General features: G+C 71.7%; 15 protein-coding genes. 9 read left to right on the forward strand and 6 right to left on the reverse strand.

Annotated features, from left to right (window positions below; all coding sequences use genetic code 11):
• Window positions 1-24: 24 nt before the first annotated feature.
• The 3 genes from tyrS to IEZ11_RS03595 form a co-directional block, all read right to left on the reverse strand.
• Complete coding sequence (tyrS, locus tag IEZ11_RS03585) at window positions 25-1293, reverse strand: tyrosine--tRNA ligase (protein ID WP_189261042.1); 1269 nt, start codon at window positions 1291-1293, stop codon at window positions 25-27.
• A gap of 79 nt (window positions 1294-1372) precedes the next feature.
• Entirely contained in the window at window positions 1373-2767 is a 1395-nt protein-coding gene (locus IEZ11_RS03590) for a metallopeptidase TldD-related protein (RefSeq protein WP_189261043.1), read from the reverse strand.
• Entirely contained in the window at window positions 2764-4287 is a 1524-nt protein-coding gene (locus IEZ11_RS03595) for a TldD/PmbA family protein (protein WP_189261044.1), read from the reverse strand. Before IEZ11_RS03595 ends, IEZ11_RS03590 begins: the two co-directional genes overlap by 4 nt.
• 411 nt (window positions 4288-4698) lie before the next feature.
• On the opposite strand from IEZ11_RS03595, the gene IEZ11_RS03600 reads away from it, so the two are divergent.
• The 5 genes from IEZ11_RS03600 to IEZ11_RS03620 all read left to right on the forward strand — a co-directional run bounded on the left by IEZ11_RS03600 (window position 4699) and on the right by IEZ11_RS03620 (window position 14066).
• The gene (locus IEZ11_RS03600) at window positions 4699-10368 is read left to right on the forward strand and encodes a hypothetical protein (RefSeq protein ID WP_189261045.1); all 5670 of its coding nucleotides are present in this window, start codon (window positions 4699-4701) and stop codon (window positions 10366-10368) included.
• Window positions 10369-10409: 41 nt separating this feature from the next.
• Window positions 10410-11900: a hypothetical protein gene (locus tag IEZ11_RS03605; RefSeq protein WP_189261046.1), complete on the forward strand. Its 1491-nt coding sequence runs from the start codon at window positions 10410-10412 to the stop codon at window positions 11898-11900.
• A gap of 139 nt (window positions 11901-12039) precedes the next feature.
• Window positions 12040-12759: a 3-oxoacyl-[acyl-carrier-protein] reductase gene (gene fabG / locus IEZ11_RS03610; protein WP_189261047.1), complete on the forward strand. Its 720-nt coding sequence runs from the start codon at window positions 12040-12042 to the stop codon at window positions 12757-12759.
• A 5-nt stretch (window positions 12760-12764) separates the two neighbouring features.
• Entirely contained in the window at window positions 12765-13532 is a 768-nt protein-coding gene (gene fabI, locus IEZ11_RS03615) for an enoyl-ACP reductase FabI (protein WP_189261048.1), read from the forward strand.
• 183 nt (window positions 13533-13715) lie between these two features.
• Entirely contained in the window at window positions 13716-14066 is a 351-nt protein-coding gene (locus IEZ11_RS03620) for a hypothetical protein (RefSeq protein ID WP_189261049.1), read from the forward strand.
• On the opposite strand, the gene IEZ11_RS03625 is transcribed toward IEZ11_RS03620, so the two are convergent.
• A complete protein-coding gene (locus IEZ11_RS03625; protein WP_189261050.1) occupies window positions 14044-14736 on the reverse strand; it encodes a FadR/GntR family transcriptional regulator in 693 nt (230 codons plus the stop codon). The two genes, IEZ11_RS03620 and IEZ11_RS03625, sit on opposite strands and share 23 nt — an antisense overlap.
• Window positions 14737-14827: 91 nt before the next feature.
• On the opposite strand from IEZ11_RS03625, the gene IEZ11_RS03630 reads away from it, so the two are divergent.
• The 4 genes from IEZ11_RS03630 (at window position 14828) to IEZ11_RS03640 (ending at window position 17339) form a co-directional block, all read left to right on the forward strand.
• The gene (locus IEZ11_RS03630) at window positions 14828-16195 is read left to right on the forward strand and encodes a CynX/NimT family MFS transporter (RefSeq protein ID WP_373294810.1); all 1368 of its coding nucleotides are present in this window, start codon (window positions 14828-14830) and stop codon (window positions 16193-16195) included.
• A 56-nt stretch (window positions 16196-16251) separates the two neighbouring features.
• Window positions 16252-16368: an SGM_5486 family transporter-associated protein gene (locus IEZ11_RS51870; protein WP_268239894.1), complete on the forward strand. Its 117-nt coding sequence runs from the start codon at window positions 16252-16254 to the stop codon at window positions 16366-16368.
• A gap of 166 nt (window positions 16369-16534) precedes the next feature.
• Window positions 16535-16741, forward strand: coding sequence for a hypothetical protein (locus IEZ11_RS03635; protein WP_189261052.1), 207 nt, complete (start codon window positions 16535-16537; stop codon window positions 16739-16741).
• 79 nt (window positions 16742-16820) lie between these two features.
• Window positions 16821-17339 (forward strand): SixA phosphatase family protein, encoded by a 519-nt coding sequence (locus IEZ11_RS03640; protein WP_189261053.1) that lies wholly within the window; start codon window positions 16821-16823, stop codon window positions 17337-17339.
• A gap of 106 nt (window positions 17340-17445) precedes the next feature.
• On the opposite strand, the gene serB is transcribed toward IEZ11_RS03640, so the two are convergent.
• On the reverse strand, window positions 17446-18654 hold the full coding sequence (gene serB, locus IEZ11_RS03645) for a phosphoserine phosphatase SerB (RefSeq protein ID WP_189261054.1): 1209 nt from the start codon (window positions 18652-18654) through the stop codon (window positions 17446-17448).
• A 325-nt stretch (window positions 18655-18979) separates the two neighbouring features.
• The gene (locus tag IEZ11_RS03650) at window positions 18980-20971 is read right to left on the reverse strand and encodes a streptophobe family protein (RefSeq protein WP_189261055.1); all 1992 of its coding nucleotides are present in this window, start codon (window positions 20969-20971) and stop codon (window positions 18980-18982) included.
• Window positions 20972-21048: the final 77 nt, after the last annotated feature.

Genomic DNA, 21048 nt, shown 5'->3' on the forward strand with positions numbered 1-21048 from the left:
AACGCACCCGCACCCCCAAGGAGCCTACGAACCGACGACCTCCACGGCCGCCAGGTTCTTCTTCCCCCGCCGCAGCACCAGCCACCGCCCGTGCAGCAGCTCCGCGGGATCCGGCACCGCGTCCTCGGCGGTCACCTTCACGTTGTTCACGTAGGCCCCGCCCTCCTTCACGGTCCGCCGCGCGGCGGACTTGCTGGCCACCAGCCCGACCTCGGCGAACAGGTCGACCACCGGACCCAGCTCGGCGACCTGTACGTGCGGCACCTCGGACAGCGCGGCGGCCAGCGTCCCACCGTCCAGCTCCGCCAGCTCGCCCTGCCCGAACAGCGCCCTGGACGCGGCGATCACCGCGGCGGTCTGGCCCGCCCCATGGACGAGCGTGGTCAGCTCCTCGGCCAGCGCCCGCTGAGCGGCCCGCGCCTGGGGACGCTCCTCGGTCTGCTTCTCCAGTTCCTCGAGCTCCGCACGGGACCTGAAGGACAGGATCCGCAGGTAGGTCGAGATGTCCCGGTCGTCCACGTTCAGCCAGAACTGGTAGAACGCGTACGGCGTCGTCATCTCGGCGTCGAGCCAGATGGCCCCGCCCTCGGTCTTGCCGAACTTCGTGCCGTCCGCCTTGGTCATCAGCGGCGTCGCCAGCGCGTGCACACTGGCGTGCGGCTCCAGGCGGTGGATCAGGTCCAGGCCCGCCGTGAGGTTGCCCCACTGGTCGCTGCCGCCCTGCTGGAGCGTGCAGCCGTACCTCCGGAAGAGCTGGAGGAAGTCCATGCCCTGGAGGATCTGGTAGCTGAACTCCGTGTAGCTGATGCCCTGGTCGGACTCCAGGCGGCGGGCCACGGAGTCCTTGGTCAGCATCTTGTTGACGCGGAAGTGCTTGCCGATGTCCCGCAGGAACTCGATCGCGGACAGACCCTCGGTCCAGTCGAGGTTGTTGACCATGACGGCTGCGTTCTCGCCCTCGAAGGACAGGAACGGCTCGATCTGGGCGCGCAGCCTGTCCACCCAGCCGGCGACCGTCCCGGGGTCGTTGAGCGTGCGCTCGGCCGTCGGGCGCGGGTCACCGATCAGACCCGTCGCACCGCCCACCAGCGCCAGCGGCCGGTGCCCGGCCTGCTGGAGCCGGCGCACGGTGAGCACCTGCACCAGGTGTCCGACGTGCAGGGACGGCGCCGTCGGGTCGAAACCGCAATAGAACGTGACGGGACCGTCCGCGAGCGCCTTGCGCAAAGCGTCCTCGTCGGTGGACAGGGCGAACAGCCCCCGCCACTTCAGCTCGTCGACGATGTCCGTCACGGTTCTCGTATCTCCTTGAGCGATCTTCGACAGATCTCTGGATGATCTTCGGGCAGTCGTGCGACCACCGGCTACGAGGTTATACGCCCTGACTGACAGAGCTCATATTGAAGTCGGGCACGCGCAGCGCGGGCATCGCAGCCCTAGTGAACCAGTCGCTCCACTCCCTCGGCAGGGTCTTTTCCGTGCGCCCGGCCTCGGTCGCCCGCCCCAGCAGGTCCACCGGCGACTCGTTGAACCGGAAGTTGTTCACCTGCCCGGTGACCTGGCCGTTCTCCACCAGGTACACGCCGTCCCGGGTCAGGCCCGTGAGCAGCAGCGTCGCCGGGTCGACCTCGCGGATGTACCAGAGGCAGGTCAGCAGCAGCCCGCGCCCGGTCGAGGCGACCATCTCGTCCAGGGAGCGGTCCTGACCGCCGTCGAGGATCAGGTTGCCGCCCGACGGGGCGACCGGCAGCCCGGTGAGGCCCGCGGTGTGCCGGGTGGTGGTCAGGTGCTTCAGCGCGCCGCCCGCGACCCACTCGGTGGGGGCGACCGGCAGCCCGTTGTCGAAGACCGACTGGTCCCCGCCGGAGGAGTGCGCGACGACGAACGGCGCCGACTCCAGGCCCGGCTCGTTCGGGTCGCTGCGCAGGGTCAGCGGCAGGTCGGTCAGCTTCTCGCCGACGCGGGTGCCGCCGCCCGGCTTGGAGAACACCGTCCGGCCCTCGGCCGCGTCCCGCCCGGACGCCGACCACAGCTGGTAGATCAGCAGGTCGGCGACGGCGGTCGGCGGCAGCAGCGTCTCGTACCGGCCGGCCGGGAGGTCCACCCGCCGCTCGGCCCAGCCGAGCCGTACGGCGAGCTCGGCGTCGAGCGCGCCGGGGTCGACGTCCTTGAAGTCCCGCGTGGACCGCCCGGCCCAGGCGGAGCGGGTACGGTCCGGCGACTTGGCGTTCAGCTCCAGCGTGCCGGTGGGCTGGTCGTGCCGCAGGCGCAGCCCGGTCGAGGTGCCCAGGTACGTCGACACGAGCTCGTGGTTGGCGAAGCCGTACAGCTCACGGCCACCGGCACGCGCGCGTGCGAAGGCCTCGCCGAGCGCCGGGGCGAAGTCGGCGAACACGGCGGAGGAGGTCTCGGCCGGCGCGTCGGTGAAGTCCGGCGCCTGCGCTACGCCGGTGACCAGCGGCTGGGCGTCCTCGGCGGGTCCGGCACCGCGCGCGGCGGCCTCGGCGGCCCGCACCAGCGGCTCCAGGTCGTCGGCGGTCACGGCCGACCGGGACACGACTCCCGAGGCCGTGCCCTCCTTGCCGTCCACGGTCGCGACGACGGTGAGCGAACGGCCGCGCGTGACGCCGTTGGTGGTGAGCGTGTTGCCGGCCCAGCGCAGGTTGGCGGTGGAGTGCTCGTCGGCGATGACCACGCAGCCGTCGGCCCGGGACAGTTCCAGAGCGCGCTCGACGATCTCGTGCGGCTTGCTGCTACGGGCGCTCATCGACCGGCCTCCTGCGTGGTGTTGAGGATGTTGACGCCCTTGAAGAGGGCCGAGGGGCAGCCGTGGGACACCGCGGCGACCTGTCCCGGCTGGGCCTTGCCGCAGTTGAAGGCGCCGCCGAGGACGTACGTCCGGGGGCCGCCGACGGCCGCCATGGAGCCCCAGAAGTCGGTGGTCGTCGCCTGGTAGGCGACATCGCGCAGCTGTCCGGTGATCCGGCCGTTCTCGATCCGGAAGAACCGCTGACCGGTGAATTGAAAGTTGTACCTCTGCATGTCGATCGACCAGGAGCGGTCGCCGACCACATAGATCCCGCGGTCGACCCCGCCGATCAGATCCTCCGTCGACAGCCCGCCCGGATCCGGTTGCAGGGACACGTTGGCCATCCGCTGCACCGGGACGTGCCCGGGGGAGTCGGCGTACGCGCACCCGTTGGAGCGGTCGAAGCCGGTCAGCCGCGCGATCCTGCGGTCCAGCTGGTACCCGACGAGCGTGCCGCCCCTGACCAGGTCCCAGGACTGGGCCGCGACGCCCTCGTCGTCGTACCCGATGGTCGCCAGGCCGTGCTCGGCGGTGCGGTCGCCGGTGACGTTCATCAGGTCGGAGCCGTACCTGAGCTTGCCGAGCTGGTCGAAGGTGGCGAAGGAGGTACCGGCGTAGGCGGCCTCGTAGCCGAGTGCGCGGTCCAGCTCGGTGGCGTGGCCGATGGACTCGTGGATGGTCAGCCACAGGTTGGAGGGATCGACCACCAGGTCGTACAGCCCCGCCTCGACGCTCGGCGCCCGCATCTTCTCGGCCAGCAGCTCCGGGATCTGCTCCAGCTCCGCGTCCCAGTCCCAGCCGGTGCCGGTGAGGTACTCCCAGCCGCGGCCGGCCGGCGGCGCGATGGTCCGCATCGAGTCGAACTCGCCGCTCGACTCGTCGACCGACACGGCCGTCAGCTGCGGATGCAGCCGCACCCGCTGCTGGGTCGTCACGGTCCCTGCGGTGTCGGCGTAGAACTTGTTCTCGTGCACGGTGAGCAGCGACGCGTCGACGTGGTTGACGTTGTCCGCCGCCAGCAGCCGCGCGCTCCACCCGGCGAGCAGTGCCGCCTTCTCCTCGTCCGGCACGCCGAACGGATCGATCTCGTACGACGAGATCCACGTCTTGTCCGCGTGCACCGGCTCGCCGGCCAGCTCGACCCGCTCGTCGGACCCGGCGGCCTTGATGACCTGCGCCGAGAGCTTCGCCATCGCCACCGCCTGGGAGGCGACCTTGGCGGCCGCGTCGAGGCTCAGGTCCACCCCCGACGCGAAGCCCCAGGTGCCGCCGTGCACGACCCGGACCGCGTACCCGAGGTCGGTGGTGTCCGAGGACCCGGCGGGCTTGGCGTCCCGGAGCCGCCAGGAGGCGCTGCGCACCCGCTCGAACCGGAAGTCCGCGTGCTCGGCCCCCAGCGCACGCGCACGTGCCAGCGCGGCGTCGGCCAGAGCCCGTAGGGGCAACGCGAGAAAGGTTGGATCGATTCCGTGGGCCACAGGAGGCTCTCCCCTATTGACGTTTTCGTTGCGAGGCCGGACAAGCCGCAGTCAAGCACGTGCGCGGCGGATCGTGCGGTGTCCACAGGCCTCGAACCGGCGGTGAACGCGGCGCCAGGAAGTTCGTCGGGCACGTGCCACGAGGTGAACACCGAGTGGCATGATGACGCCATGTTGGGGTGGGGGACCGATTTTCGCACGTGGCTCGCGACGCTTGAAGAACCAGGTATCCGAAGCCTGTTGACGCAACATCACTGTCTACGTCACCAGTCCTGTGGCCGTCGCCATGACGCCGGCGGCCGCGCACCGGTCACGCGGCGCGATGTGAACGCCTTCCGGGTCTGGGTCGCCAGGGTGAGACAGCCGCAGCTCCAGTCGGCGGCCGCTTGCGGGTTGACCTGGGCTCGCCGTGTGCTCGTGGAAGAGCACGGCTGCTCCGCGGACGTGCTCGAGGAACCGGACCTCGAGCAGGTCGAGGCCGCGCTCCGGGTCCTGGAAGCGCCGCTGGCACGCTGCGCGCTGTACGGAATGCTGTCCCCCGACATGAGGAAGACGCCGATCGCCCCCTTGGTCGTCGGCCATACGGACAGGTTGCGCAAGGCAGCCGACCAGCAGCCTCCGTCCAACCCCGCCGAGATTCTCGGGAGAGTCGTGCCAGCAACAGGGCAGCCGGTGCCGGACGCTTCGGCCGGCGAGTCGTCGCACTCCGAGGACGAGCGGCCCGGCGGAGGCGAGAATCCGGTTCCGGTCCCGGGCGGGGTCCGGGACCTGACGCTCGACGGCGTTCTGGCCGAACTGGCGGCTTCCGGAGGGCAGTTGTCCGCCTCGCTGCGCAGCGTCGCCGACGCGGTGGAGTCGGGCCGTCGCCCCGGGGCGACGCGCGAGCTGGCGGACGCGATGACGGCCTGGCTCGGTCTGCGTGACCGTGCCGCCGACCTGTGCGCCGACGCAGGCGTCGACTGGTCGCACGAGTCGGACCACGCATGGCTGACCGCCGAGCGCGCGCGGCTGGAGAAGTCCCGTGCCGAACTCGCCGCCCTGCGGGTGAGAGCCGAGTCGTACAACACCTTGATCGACGCTGCCATGGACCCCGACGAGGGGGCGACCCTCACCATGTTGCGCGATCGCCTGCGGGCGCAGATCGCTGAACTGGAGAGCACGCTCGGAGTCGGCACGGCACCGGGTGCGACCGCTTCCGGCAGTGGCCCCGTCGACGACATGAGCAAGCCGTCGGCAACCCCGCCGCCCGAGGTCTCGCACACCGACGGCGGCAGGAGCCCGGCCCGCGACCGTGCCCCGGAGCCCGCCTCCGGCACCGGGACGACGGTCGCGCAGACCGTCCGGGGCGCCGCCGAACCCGGGGCCGGGCCGGTCGAGCAGGCACCACCGGCATCACCGCTCGTCGTCGCCGCGGAGGCGGACGAACCGGAGGCCGCCACCCCGCACCCTGCCGTGCACGACGGGGAGGTGCCGGAGCCGTACGAGGATCTCGGCGGCCCGTCCCCGGCCGTGGAGATCCTCTCCGCGGAGCCGGTCGTCGTGGACACCGCGTACGAGGCCCCCGCCGGGCGCGAGGACACGGCCTCCGGCGCCCTGGCAGAGGCTCTCCCGGACGACGCCTCCCAGCCGGAGACGATCGCGGAGCAGGAGCCATGGCCGCCGTCGGTCGCGGACGCGGACTGGGACGTGCGTGCGCCGTGGGAGACCGGGAAGGAACCGCCGGTCACCGTCCTGGTGAGGTCGGGGCGTCTGGCCGAGGCCTACTGGCTGACCGAGGCATCCGCCGAGCCCGACATCCGTGCCAGGGCACTCGCGTTCGCCGCGGCGGCCTTCGACTGCGTCACCGAGTCGGAGGCCACGGCAGTACAGATCACCCACGACATCGACGAAGCACCGCTCTCCCGGGACCGGGACGCATACCTCGTGGCCTTCACCGCGGCCCTGCGCGCGGGCCTCACCGCCTGCTGGCCGCACGCGCTCGTCAGCGACTTCTCACCGCCCGCCGGGCTGGCCGAGCCCTGGCAGGAGCTGCTCGCCGCCCTGGTGGCCGCGGTGCGCAACGGCCGCTCCTTCGACCCCGGCGCGCAGCAGTCGGACGACACCCCGCAGGGTCACGACCTGCGGGAAGAGCTCGGCACCCAGGCGCGGCAACTGCTCGAGAGCCTCTCCCGGCGCAAGACGAAGTACCAGCGTGCCACCCGGGTACTGCAGGATCTGGTCGGACCGAGCGGGGAACTCGGCCTGGCGTTGGGCGACATCATCCGGTGGGTCGAGGGCGGTCCGCTGCCCACGACCTCGTTCCGGGACCGGGCCGAGCAACTGCGCAGTGCCGATGACGTCGATCGGCTGATCGAGCAGACGGACAGTCGGTTCCGCACTCCCAAGCAGGCGAAAGAGCCCATCACCGCGGGCGCCCTGCGGCAGCTGCACACCGCCTGCCGATCGGTCGCGGACGTCCTGACCAAGGCGGACGCGGTGGCGGCCAATCTGCTGCGGCCGGTCGGCCCCTCCCAGTCGGGCATTCCCGAACTGGCGGCCGTACGGCGCGGGCTTCGGGACGTGCCACCGCCGCCCGGCGTGGGCGGCGCGGCCCTGGACCTGCTGCACCGCTGGCTCGACGGCGAGGTGGGCCGTCCGGGCGGCGAGAACCGGCCGGTCAGGGAGGAGGGAAGCCCCCGCCCCACCACCGACTGCCTGCTCACCTTGCCCGACCTGCCACGCGACAGCGTCGGCATGCCTGATCTGCATGATCCACGTACCGCTCGCCGGATGGCGGCGCTCATGGCACCCGCGGACGCCGAACACGCGCTGCGGCGCTACCTCAGCCGGGGTGACCTGCACTTGGCGCGAGCACTCGTGGACGCCGTACGACAGGACGCCATCGGTCACGGCGCGACGGACCCCGAATGGGCGGAGGGCGCGGAGCGGCGCGTCCAGCAGGCACAGGAGAACTGGCGGGAGAGCGTGCGCCGCCGCCACGCGGAGGCGGCAGGTCTGCTCGCCCAGATGCGTACGCTCAATCTGCTGGCGCCCGATCAGGAGCGCGAGTTCACCGGACGGCTGCAGGAATTCGCGGACGGCGAGTCGTCCGGCCGCTACCGTCACGCGGTGGGCCGCCTCGAAGCGCTGCAGCAGGAGCTGTCGCAGCTGGTGGAGAGGTCCACCCGCCGTCAGCGCCAGGAACTGGAGCAGTTGCGCCTTGCGTCGGGTGCCCTGCTCACCTCCTCCGACTACGACCGGATCGCCCAGCTCATCACCGACGGCGACACGGTGACCGCGGAGGAGTTCCTCGCTCTTGCGCGCGGCGGCAAGCAACTGCCCGAGCGGCCCGAGGACGACGGTGCGGAACTCGGCACGTTTCTCGCCGGACTGACCGGCCCGGGGGTGCCCCTGCCCGGCGGTGACGGGGTCGACGCCGACTGGTGGGCGGCCCACTACGGATCCGGTGCCCAGCTCACGGCGGCGGCCGATCTCGGACTGCGGTCCTGGAAGGCGTTGTGCACCCGGCACGGGCGCAACAGCGAGTGGCAACAGCACCTGCCGAGGGTGCTGAGGCTGCTCGGCCTGGAGCCGAGTGGCCAGCCCGTCCTCGAGACCCGCACCCAAGGGGTGCGCCGGTTCGAGGTCCGGGCGAGGGTCGCCGAGCGCCCTGGATACGTCGCCGCGCTCGGTTCCCAGGCGACCTCGTACACGCTCCAGTTGATCTGGGAGGAACAGCGGGCGAATGGCCCGCTCGCCCACCTGGAGGACGCCGATGTCGACGCCAACATCGTGCTCTACCTGCATCCGCTGGGCGCCGAGGGACGGCGTCGGCTGGCGGACTCGGCCCGTGGCAGGGCGCAGCAGGCGCTGGTCGTGGACCCCGCCGTCATGGGCTGGATGGCCGCCGCCGCACCGGGCAGCTTCCGTGCGCTGCAAAGGGTCACGCTGCCCTGGGCGGCGTACAACCCGTACACCCCCTTTGTCGCGGGACTGGTTCCACCGGAGGTCTTCTACGGACGGGACGAGGAAATGCGCGAGGTCATGGACCCGCGCGGAGGCCTCTTCCTCTACGGCGGACGGCAGTTGGGCAAGTCCGCGTTGCTCCGGCGGGTGGCCCGGATCTTCCCGCGGGGCTCCGACAACTACGTGGCCGTGTATCTCGACCTGCTGAAGTCGGAGATCGGCCAGGCCGAGGCACCCGACAAGATCTGGAACCTGCTCGCGGACGAACTCAAGCGCCGGGGCGTGTTCGGGAACAAGGTGCCCGAACAGGCCGGTGCGGAGGTGGTGGCGCGGCGCCTCGGGGAGTGGCTGGACGCGGACGAGTCACGGCGACTGCTCGTGCTCGCGGACGAGGCGGACGCCTTCCTGACCGCTGACTCGCGACGCACGTTCCGTATGGGCGGCGAGTCCACGTTCCCCAACGTGAAGCGGTTCCAGCAGCTCATGGAGCACTCGGAGCGCCGATTCAAGATTGTCTTCGCCGGCCTTCACCAGGTTCAGCGTTTCGGTGCCCTGTCCAACGTCTCGACCGCGCACGGAGGACCCGACGTACTCGTCGGCCCGCTGAAGCCACAGGCCGCCCTCCGGCTCGTCACCGAACCGATGGCCGCCCTCGGCTATGTGTTCGAGCAGCCGGAGCTGGTCTGGCGGATCCTCGCCATCACCAACTACCAGGCCAACCTGGTGCAGATCTTCTGCAGTGAACTGGTACGCACGCTGCATTCGCGTCCCTATGTGGCAACGGTCCGCGCCACGGCCATTTCGGAGACCGACGTCCAGGAGGTCGCGGCGTCGGAGACGCTCCGGCGCAGGATCGCCGAAAGACTGCGTTTCACGATCAACCTGGAGGACCGCTACCGGGTCCTGGCCCTCCTCGTCGCGCTGGAGAGCCTGAAGGACGGCTACCGCGGCGACTACAGCGCCAAGGAACTGCTCGACCTCGCCCGGGACGCCTGGCCGGAGGGGTTCGAGGAGTGCGGGGTGCAACAGGCCGAGATCTATCTCAACGAGATGGCGGGACTCGGGCTGCTGATCCGTCTGGGGAACCAGGCGCGGTTCGCGGTGAGAAGTCCCAACGTCGTCAACATGCTCGGCACCCAGGAGGAACTGGAGACCGAGTTGCACGAGACGGAGTTCGGTCTCCCCTACGACTACAACCCACGTGCCGCACGGCGCATCCTCGGCCGGGACCGCAACAGCGGCGTCCAGCGCTACAGCCCACTGACCGAAGGACAACTCCACGAGACCGCCCAGCCGGGTGTCTCCGTGGTCTCCACCACGGACCTGCACCGACCCGAGCTGGTACTTCAGGCCGTGTCCGCGTTCGCCGAGGGGCGCGGGGTGAAGGTCGTGCGAGCACAGCGCGGTGAGGACCTCGGCACCGTCCTGGCCGAGGCCCGTCCGCGTACGGCCTTCGTCGTCCTGGCCGACCTGAGGGGTGCGGGCGCCGACGCGCTGGGAGAGGCACTGCGACTCTGCGTGGAGCAGGTCGGACCCGCGGCGGACAAACACGTGCCGCAGAACGAGGGCCGCAAGAACAAGCAGAACCGGTCGGTACTGGTCCTGGCCGACGCCGAGGTCGTCGGCTCGTTGCGGGGCACCGACGCGGGCCGACGGCTGCGCGTGCGGACCCTGCAACCGCGGCGCTGGACGGCCGACTCCCTGCGGGCCTGGCCCGAGTGCCCCTTCGTCTCGCGCGAGGAACGCCGCCGGCTCACGGACGCCACCTCCGGCTGGTCCCACCTGACGGAGGTCGCCGTCGCGGACGTCTCGCTCAACGGGGCGACGCTCGACGACGCCCTCGACCACATTCGCGCCGGGACCCTCAAGCCGACGAACGTGGATGGTCACCTCCGGAAGTCCGGCCTGAGCGGCAGCGACCTCTCCCTGCTCGCCCTGTGGACCGAGTACGTCGAGGAGGGACAGGGCGTGCCCGTCGACGACGTCGAGGCCGCGACCGGCCTCGGCCTTGAGGAGACCAGGCACTGGCTGGCTCACCTCGACGACCTGAACGTCGTCGACGAGACCGACGGGGGAGTGGCACTGGATCCCGTCACCTTCCGGGCGGTGCGCGCACGAGCCGCGAAGACCGCGTGACAGCGGTCCGGCCCGGCCCGGTGCTGAATGGCCTGCCCGGCGTGAAGGCACAGCTCGACGAGATCGCCGACCAGCTGGCGGCGGGTCTGCACTGCCTCTGGCTGCTGCCCGACCACCTGGTCGACTCGGGGCAGGCGGAGGACCTGTACCGGGCCGCTCTCAACAGCATGCCCGATCGCCTTGACCTGCTACCGCCTGCCGTTCCGGCGGTGCCCGCACCGCGCCGTCCCGTCTCCGGCGAAGCCGACGAGCCCACCGCGTACGACGCGGGGCAGTGGGAGGAGGCGGACGGAGCGGACTGGGACGATCTGCCCGAGATCGACTTCGACGACGGGTTCGACATCGGCTGGTCCGCCGAGCGCCCGGTACGCGGCGTGCGCCCGGCGCTCCGCGAGGAGGCCCTACCGGGACTCCTGGAGCGACTGGCCAAGGATCTCGCCGTGGACCCCGGCGAGGTCGTCGCACGGTTGACGGACCCGGCTCATCGCTGGCGACCGGTGATAGGCCTACGGGCCTGGGCGGAACCGGACGACCACGGGCAGGCCTCCGCGGGCGTGCCCGGCGTGCCCGGCGGGGGCGGCAGCCGGGGCGGAGCCGTCCAGCGGCTCTTCCATGCGCTGTCCGCCGCGACCAAAGAGGCGGGCCTGCCGCCCCAGGTACGTCCACGCCTGCTCGTCGTGGCTCGGCTGAGGGACGTTCCGGGATCGCTCGTCGAAGAACTGGACCGGGACATCGCGACCACGGCCGTGCGCTGGTGGTGGGGCACGATCGGGCGACTGGACACGGCGACGATCGTGGCGTCCACCCGGACGCGAGGCACCGCGGTCCATGTCGCCCAGCGCATTCGGGCCGTCGTCCGTGACGAGGTCGTCGCCGAGATCGCCGGATTCGACCTGGCGCTCGCCCGGCGACTGGCCGTGGCGTGGGACGGCCGGATCGGCGGACTCGACTCCGCCCTGCGGTCCTGCCTCGACGCCGAGCAGATCGGCCGGGCCGCCACCTGTCCCGACACGGCGTTCGAGGCCGGCACCCGGCGCCGCCCCGGCTCACGGCTGCGACCGGCCTGGTCCGAAGGGCTGGTGCAGTCGTGGGAGGGCATGCTGCGTCGTCATCCGGCCGTCTGGTACGCCGACGGCGGCGCGGACGGGCCGCCCGAACTCGACCTCCTGGTGGGGCAGGCGCAGCAACGTGCGGTGTTCCCGTGGATCGAGGAGGCCCGTGACCGGCTGGCTCGCCTGGGCGCCCGTCATGCGGCCCGACCCCTGGCCGTCCTGGTCGAGACCTACGCCCAGCGGCCGCCCGCCGACTTCCGTTCGCACCCCGACAGAGCCTTCGCGCAACTGGAGGTCGGTGCCCTGCTCTCCGCCTGCCATGAGGGCGGCCTGGTCCTTCCGGGCGAGGAATTGCGGCTGCTCAAGACGCTGGTGAAGGCCAGGAACATCCTCGCGCACCGGGGCGCGCTCCGTGACGCCACGCTCCACACGCTGTGCGAGGAGTTCGCGCTCGCGCATCGACGCTGGGCGAAACTGTAGGGATCCGACAGCGACACCCGCGAGCCACTGTCGGTGCCCGCTTGCTCGTGGCGATGGCGGGACCGATAGGTTTTTGATGAAGCCGCCTGTCATGTCAGCTGTTCGGGCGGGAGGTCAGACCGAACGAAAGGGTGATCCGTTGAGCCGCTCGGTTCTCGTCACCGGAGGCAACCGGGGCATCGGCCTCGCCATCGCCCGCGCTTTCGCCGACAACGGCGACAAGGTTGCCATCACGTACCGCTCGGGCGAGCCGCCGGCCGTCCTGAAGGAACTGGGCGTCCTGGCCGTCAAGTGCGACATCACCGACTCCGAGCAGGTGGAGCAGGCCTACAAGGAGATCGAGGATGCGCACGGTCCGGTCGAGGTCCTGATCGCCAACGCCGGCATCACCAAGGACACGCTCCTGATGCGCATGTCCGAGGAGGACTTCACCTCGGTCCTCGACACCAACCTCACCGGCACCTTCCGGGTGGTCAAGCGCGCCAACCGCGGCATGCTGCGCGCCAAGAAGGGCCGCGTCGTCCTCATCTCCTCGGTCGTCGGCCTCTACGGCGGCCCCGGCCAGGCCAACTACGCCGCCTCCAAGGCCGCCCTGGTCGGCTTCGCGCGCTCCCTCGCCCGTGAGCTGGGCTCGCGCAACATCACCTTCAACGTCGTCGCGCCCGGCTTCGTCGACACCGACATGACCAAGGTGCTCACCGACGAGCAGCGCGCCAACATCGTGGCGCAGGTGCCGCTCGGCCGGTACGCGCAGCCCGAGGAGGTCGCCGCGACGGTGCGGTTCCTCGCCTCGGACGACGCCTCGTACATCACTGGAGCCGTCATCCCCGTTGACGGCGGACTGGGAATGGGTCACTGATCACCATGAGTGGAATCCTCGAGGGCAAGCGCATCCTGATCACGGGTGTGCTGATGGAGTCCTCCATCGCCTTCCACGCGGCCAAGCTGGCCCAGGAGCAGGGTGCAGAGATCATCCTCACCGCGTTCCCGCGGCCCACGCTGACCGAGCGCATCGCCAAGAAGCTGCCGAAGCCCACCAAGGTCATCGAACTCGACGTCACCAACGACGAGCACCTCGGCCGCCTTGCCGACCTCGTCGGCGAGGAGCTCGGCAGCCTCGACGGCGTCGTCCACTCCATCGGCTTCGCCCCGCAGGACGCGCTCGGCGGCAACTTCCTCAACACGCCGTTCGAGTCCGTCGCCACCGCCATGCACGTCTCGGCGTACTCCCTGAAGTCGCTGACCATGGCCTGCCTGCCGCTGATGCAGAACGGCGGCTCGGTCGTCGGCCTCACCTTCGACGCCCAGTACGCCTGGCCGCAGTACGACTGGATGGGCCCGGCCAAGGCCGCCCTGGAGGCCACCAGCCGCTACCTCGCACGCGACCTGGGCAAGCAGAACATCCGCTGCAACCTCATCTCCGCCGGCCCGATCGGCTCCATGGCCGCCAAGTCCATCCCGGGCTTCAGCGACCTGGCCGCCGTCTGGGACCACCGCTCCCCGCTGGAGTGGGACCTCAAGGACCCCGAGCCGGCCGGCAAGGGCATCGTGGCCCTGCTGAGCGACTGGTTCCCGAAGACCACCGGCGAGATCATCCACGTGGACGGCGGTCTGCACGCCATCGGCGCCTGACCCGTACGGACTCGCACGGACTCCGCACGGACTCCCGAGGCCCGCATCCCGCAGGGGTGCGGGCCTCACCCGTTCGGCCCACCGGCCGGGCCGTCGCCGCCGCGACGGCGCACGCTGGATCACGCGTGGAGCGAGCGTTCACCGCGCGACGTCCCTCCCGAGCCCGGCCGAGGAGGTCCCCTTGTGCGCCTGTCCCGCAGCCTGGCCCCGGTGACTCTGGCGCTCGCCCTGGTGCTGTCGCTGCCGTACGACGCGGAGTGCCACGCGCGCGTGCCGAGCGGACACGAACCCGCGCCGCAGTTGTTCGGCGCGTCCTGCCGGACCACCGTCCGCGGCTCCCATGTGGTGACCTACTGCCACAACCCCTACGTCGACACCGACCGGGTCCGGCTGCACATCGAGTGCGCCCAGTGGTGGGACATCGACACCGACACCGCCCCGGCCGACATCGGACCGGCGCTCACCGTCCGGCTCTCCGGCCGCTGCTGGAAGGGCGTCCGCGCGGTGTGGGTCAGCCACCAGAAGATGAGCTGAACCGGTCCGGACGGCACAGGAACGGGTAGCTCGCCGCCTCCTTCGCGGCCGCGTCCGCGTCGCCCGCGCGGATCGCCTCGACCAGCCGCGTGTGGTCCATGTACGACTGCGGCGTCAGCTCGGCGCCGACGTCCGCGCGCAGCCACTCCCGCAGTACCTCGCCCAGGTCGGCGTACATCGCCGTCAGCACGTCGTTGTGCGAGGCGGCCACCACGGCCAGGTGCAGGGTCGCGTCCGCCGTCACGAAGGTCTCCGCGTCCCCCGACCGCCAGGCCTGCTCGCGGCGCGCCAGGAGGGCGTCGAGCTGCCTGAGGTCCTTCTCGGTACGCCGGACCGCGGCCAGCCGGGCCGCCGACGACTCCAGGGTGGAGCGCAGCTCGGCGATGTGCCGGGGGTCGGCCTCGGCGAACCGGCGGTGCATCACACCGGCCAGCTCACTGGTCGCCGCCACGTACGTGCCCGAGCCCTGGCGGATGTCCAGCAGACCGTTGTGCGCCAGCGCCCGGACGGCCTCCCGGACGGTGTTGCGGGCCACCCCGAGCTGCTCGACCAGCTCCGGCTCGGTGGGGATGCGCGAGCCCACCGGCCATTCGCCCGAGGTGATCTGGTTCCGCAGCTCGGCGATGACCTGCTCGGACAGCGCCGAGCGGCGCGGATGGCTCAGAGGCATGACACACCTTCGCACGCGAGGACCCGGCGGGAGCGACCGGGCCCGCCCGGGGATGGACAAATAATCATCCCATGATTCTATGATAGGTCTCATGGCAGGCAAGGAAACCGACACCACGAGCTCCATCTCCACGACGGCACAGACGACGGCACAGACGACGGCACTTACGACGGCAGGGACGACGGCGGGGGTGACAGCCCGGGCGGTGGCGTCCGACGGGAGCCCCGTGACCGGCACACGCGCGTGGACGACACGGCTGGTCGTCCTCGGCATCGTGCTGTCCGCGGTCAACCTCCGGCCCGCCATCACCAGCCTCGGCGCACTCCTGGAGGAGGTCCGCGACGGCCTCGGCATGAGCGGCAGCGTGGCCGGGCTGCTCACCTCCGTGCCCCCGCTCTGCTTCGCGGTCTTCGGCTTCACGGCCCCGCGGCTCGCCCGCCGGTTCGGCCCGGTGGCCGTGGTCTGCGCCGGCATGGTGGCCATCACGGCGGGCCTGCTGATACGGCCCTACGCCGGGAGCACGGCCGGTTTCCTGGCGGCCAGCGCGCTCGCGCTCATGGGCATCGCGCTCAGCAACGTGCTGATGCCGGTCATCGTCAAGCGCTGGTTCCCCGACCGGGTCGGCTCCATGACCGGCGTGTACTCGATGGCCCTCGCCGCCGGCACCGCGGTGGCCGCCGCGGTGACCGTGCCCACGACCGACGCGCTGGGCGGCGGCTGGCAGGCCGGGCTGGCCGTCTGGGCCGGGCTCGCGGCGGTCGCGGTGCTGCCGTGGGTTCCGCTGCTGCGCGACCGGGGAACGGCCCCGGCCCCGGCCCCCGCCCCGGAGACCGAGGCACGCGCGCGTGCGGAGCGGCGGCCGCCCGCGCTGCGGATCACCCGCAGCCGTACCGCCTGGGCGCTCGCGGTGTTCTTCGGACTCCAGGCCACCGCCGCCTACATCACGATGGGCTGGATGGCGCAGATCTTCCGGGACGCGGGCGTCTCCGCGAGCACGGCGGGGCTGCTGCTGGCCCTCACCATGGTGATGGGCGTGCCGCTGGCCTTCGTCATCCCGCGGGTGGCCACCCGGCTGCCGCACCAGGGCCCGATCGTGATCGCACTCGGCGTCTGCGGCCTCGCCGGGTACGCCGGTCTGTACCTCGCGCCCGCCGGTGGTGCCTGGGCCTGGGCCGTTCTGCTCGGCGTCTCGAACTGTGCCTTCCCGCTGGCCCTCACCATGGTCGGGATGCGGGCCAGGACCGGCGCGGGTGTCGTCCAGCTCTCCGCCTTCGCCCAGAGCGCCGGATATCTGATCTCCATCCCCGGCCCGCTGCTGGTGGGCGTGCTCTACCAGCACAGCGGCGGCTGGGGCCTGCCGATCGCCCTCATGGTCGGCCTGATGATCCCGCAGATGGCCGTCGGTGTCCTGGCGGGCCGCGACCGCACGGTGGAGGACGAGGCGGCCGCGGCCGCGTGACGTGTCGCGGCCACCCCGCGCGGCCCTTCGCCTTCCGGGGGTGTCAGACTGGGTCCATGCCAGTGCTCGACCCGAACCCCCAGAACGGCCAGAGGAAGATGCTGATCGTCTTCGGCTCGTTCTTCGCCATCTTCATCGTCATCGCTGTCATCGCGACCCTCGCGTCACCCTGACCGCAGCCCCGCGGCCGATGGTGGGGCTAGCCCCACCATCCCCTAGGGGGTGAGGGTCAGGGTCAAGTGGGTGGATCACCGGATGGGTTGGCGACCGCGGATTCCGTAGTTTCGTGGTGTGGCCGCGAGGACGGCCGACGGACCCCGGCGACCAGCGGAGGCGATCATGCCGGCCCTAACGCACACCCGGCCCCACCCGGCGACCCCGGGCAGTGTGGACATCCGGCTCCCCTGGTGGGCGCTCGCCCTTCCCGCGCTCGCCTTCGTCGCGCTGCTGATTCTCATACTGAACCCGGCGGACGCCCACGCGGCCACCGGCGACCCCGCCGTCACCCATCTCTTCGAGCGTGTCCAGCAGCTCGTCACCCGCTAGCCACCGCCCCTCCGGACAGCGCGAATCCGCATGTCAACTCCCTGCGCCCGATGGCCTGTTTCATGCGAAGCTGGGTGCCATGAGCGTCGCAGAACCCCGCAGGATTGTCCTCTTCCGCCATGCGAAAGCCGACTGGCCACAGGTGACCGACCACGAGCGGCCGCTCGCTGACCGGGGCCGAACGGACGCCGCCGTCGCCGGACGCAAGCTGGCGGACAGCGGCATCACCTTCGACCTGGCCCTGTGCTCCACCTCCGTGCGTACCCGGGAGACCTGGAAGCTCGCCGTCCACGAGCTCGCGCACCGGCCGAAAACCGTCTATGAGGAGCGGGTGTACGAGGCCTCGCCGGGCGAGCTGATCGCCGTGCTCAACGAGGTGCCCGACGACGTACAGAACGTGATCCTCATCGGTCACAACCCCGGCGTGCACGGTGTGACCGAGATCCTCGCCGGCACCGCCGAGGATGACGCCCGCGAGTGGATGAACCGCCGGGGCTTTCCCGCCGCCGCCTTCGCGGTCGTGACGCACGAGGGCTCCTGGAAGACCCTGGAGCCCGGCGTGGCCACCCTCGCGGACTACTGGGCGCCCTCCGAATGAGACCACCGCACCATCACTGACCTGGGACGCCGAGGGGGCCCGGCACCATGGAGACGGTGCCGGGCCCCCTCGTGTCCGGACTTGCGTGCCGGATCGGCCGGACGGGTCAGCTCTCGTCGTGGGTGTCGGCCGCCTCGACCTCTTCGCGGGTGACGCCCAGCAGATAGAGCACCGTGTCGAGGAACGGGAAGTTCACCGCGGTGTGCGCGGCCTCGCGGACCACCGGCTTGGCGTTGAAGGCGACACCGAGACCGGCCGCGTTCAGCATGTCCAGATCATTGGCGCCGTCGCCGATGGCCACCGTCTGCACCAGCGGCACACCCGCCTCGGCGGCGAACCGGCGCAGCAGCCGCGCCTTCCCCGCCCGGTCCACGATCTCGCCGGTCACCCGGCCGGTCAGCTTCCCGTCGACGATCTCCAGGGTGTTGGCCTGGGCGAAGTCCAGCCCCAGCCGCTCCTTCAGATCGTCGGTGACCTGGGTGAAACCGCCCGAGACGACGCCGACTTGGTAGCCGAGCCGCTTCAGCGTACGGATCAGGGTCCGCGCGCCCGGCGTCAGCCGCACCTCCGTGCGCACCTTCTGCACGACCGACTCGTCCAGCCCCTTCAGCAGCGCCACGCGCGCGTGCAGCGACTGCTCGAAGTCCAGCTCGCCGCGCATCGCGGCCGCCGTCACCGCGGCGACCTGGTCCTCGCAGCCGGCGTGCGCGGCGAAGAGCTCGATCACCTCGTCCTGGATGAGGGTCGAGTCCACGTCCATGACGACGAGGCGCTGGGCCCGCCGGTGCAGGCCCGCCGCCACGACCGCGATGTCCACGCCGAGCTCGGCCGCGTCGGAGGCCAGGGCGGTGCGCAGCGGCTCGGTCTCCACGCCGGACACCGCGAACTCGACCGCTGTCACCGGGTACTTGGCCAGCCGGAAGATACGGTCGATGTTGCCGCCGGTCTTGGCGATCCGGGCGGCGATGGCGGCCGTCGACTCGGCGGTCAGGGGGTGGCCGAGGACGGTGACCAGGGAACGGCCGAGACCGCGCGGACGGTTGTCGCCACGGCCGGAGATGATCTCCGCCTGCATCTTCATCGACTCGGCCCAGCTGTGCACGGTCGCCCGGAGGTCGCCCTCCAGCCCCGCCGGGGGCTGGGTCACGAGCGCGCACAGCACCAGGCGGCCTCGCGTGACGACCTGCTCGATGTCGACCACGTCGACCATGTAGGCGGCAAGAGTGTCGAAGAGGCCGGCCGTGATGCCCGGCCTGTCCTTGCCGAAAATCTTGACGAGGAGAGTGGGGAGCTCGGAGGTCTGCGCATCGCTCATGGTGTGACCACCGTAACCGGCACCCAGTGCCTGCGGCGCAGGTGGTCCGCCTGACGGACACGGAACAATAGGTGTCGGGCCGGTGTCGGACGCTTTGATTCCGGACTACGGGCGAACGTGCGTGCGATGTCGACGGCCGGGACGGTGGTGCACCCGGCCGTGTCTCCACGCGCGGTCCGGCCCTGGTCAGGCACCGGGACGCGCGCACGGCGAACGCCACGATCCCGTAGCCGTAGCCGTAGCCGTAGCCGTAGCCGTAGCCGTAGCCGTAGCCGTAGCCGTAGCTCGGCGTGGTGTCCGGCGGTGCTCGGCGCGGTGTCCGGTCTCACCGCTGGGGCCGCCTGGGCGGCGGAGGCGGTGGGGGAGGAGGCGGTGGCGGCGGAGGTGGCCCGGCGTTCGGGTCGCCCTGGGAACCGTCGGGGCGCCGTGCGCCCGGCCGGGGGCGTGGGGAGCGGGGCGGTGGGTCGAACGGGCGGGCCATGGTGGGAGCGCCGTACACATCGCCCGAGCCGGGCGGCGGTTCGTCGGAGCGGGACCCGCCATCCGGGCGGCTCTCCTGCGGTGCCCGCCGGCCGTCGTCCGCCGGGGGCGATGCGCCCGGCGGACGACGGCCCGGGGCGACGGGGCGGTCCGCGGGTGCCGCCCCTGCCCCCTGCGCTCCGCCGGACCAGGACCCCCGGTCCCGGCCGCCCCCCGTCTCCCGCAGCCCCTCCGGTACCCGGAGATAGGGGTTCGTGTTCGGATTCGGCGGACGGTACGGGGTCCCCGGCGCGTAGGGCCCCGCCCCCTCGCGCCCGGCCCGTCCCGGAACGCCGCCGGCCTCCTGAGGGGCGGCCCAGCCGCCCGCTCCGCCGTGCTCCGCGTCACCCAGTGCCAGGGGAGCCGCGCGGGACCCGGCCGCGCCGGTCACCCATGCCAGCAGCGCCCCCGCGGCCCCCGCCGCCGCACCCCAGACCGCGCCGAGCAGCAGCGCCATGCCCAGTTGTCCGTGCAGTCGGATCCCCGCGCCGAACGCGTCGAAGCCCAGCACCGAGAGCGAGGCGTCCACCGACACGTCCGTCAGCCAGGCCAGCAACGGCAGCGTGAGCGCGGTGGCGATCCCCAGCCGCACGGCGCACCGCCCGGCGAGACCGAGCGCGCCGGAACGCGGGCCCGGCCCGTCCGGGCCCCTCACGGCGGTCCGTCCCACCGCGGTCCGTCCCACGGGAGTGCGGACTGCCGTGAACACGCCGGCCAGCAGCATCAGCAGCGACGCCGCGACCCCCAGCAGCCACACCCGCCCGTCCAGGCCGACCAGGTGGCCCAGGGTCACCGACTGGTCGGACTTCGAGTTCAGGAGGTCGTCCAGGGGGTGCGGCAGGAACATGGTCAGGACACCGGTGGCCCGGCCGTCGAAGGGGACGAAGAGACCGATCGGAATGCCCAGCCAGACGCCGTTCGGGGCGCCGAGCAGGGCCGCGCCCATGATCCGGGCCGGGTGCGGGTCGCCGATCGCCGCGTAGGCCGCCGCCGCCCACCCGGCCGCCACGGCCACCAGGAGCACCGTCACCAGCGCCGAGGCCGCCGGCCGCACCACCCGGTGCACGGCCTCCCAGTCGCGCGGCAGCGGAGTCCGGCGCGAGGCCAGCAGCGCGATCAGCAGGATGCCCGCCGACCAGCCGAGGCCGCCGAGCAGGGTCGCCGCCGTGTCCACGCTGAAGCCGACCGCGGCCTTCGCGTTCACCAGGTCGCCGAGGCGGTCCGGCAGCAGCCCGCCGATGTCACCGATGCCGGGGATCTTCAGCCCGCCACCACCGCCACCGCTCCCGCCCCCCGCGAGCCGGTCCAGGCCGAGCGCACCGCCGTCGATCGTCACGACGGAGTGCCCCGCCCAGGCCAGTCCGCCCAGCGTCGCCACGAACAGCGCCACCACCGAGCCCGCGCGGGTCAGCAGTTCGGCCCTGCTGATCACAACTCCGGCCGTGCGCAGGGACCGTAAGAAGAACCATGACAAAAGGAGCGCACCGACCAGGCTCACCCCCAATGGCGTGATCTGGATGGCCGTGGTGGCCTCCGCTCCCTTCAGACCGAAAGCGGACAGATCTCCGTCCGGGGTGACCGAACCACCCGCCCCGAGTGCCACAACGGCCGCGGTCATCGGGCCCAGCGAGCCCGCCGCGTCGGCCCGCAGTAGATGCAGACCCAGCGCCGCCGTACCCGCCATGCCGATCAACGCCCAGCTCACGGCGGCGATCGCGGACAGCAGGATGTCGGCCCACGGCAACCGCGCGCCGTGCCTCGCGTGTTCGACTCCCGTGTCATACGCACCAGCACTCATGACAGGCCCCCCGATCCGCAGCCGTCCCGGACCACTCCGTCGCGCTTGTCCCCCTCGCGTGGATTACCACTCTCCGG

The organism is Streptomyces fuscichromogenes (genome assembly GCF_014645815.1).
Classification (GTDB): domain Bacteria; phylum Actinomycetota; class Actinomycetes; order Streptomycetales; family Streptomycetaceae; genus Streptomyces; species Streptomyces fuscichromogenes.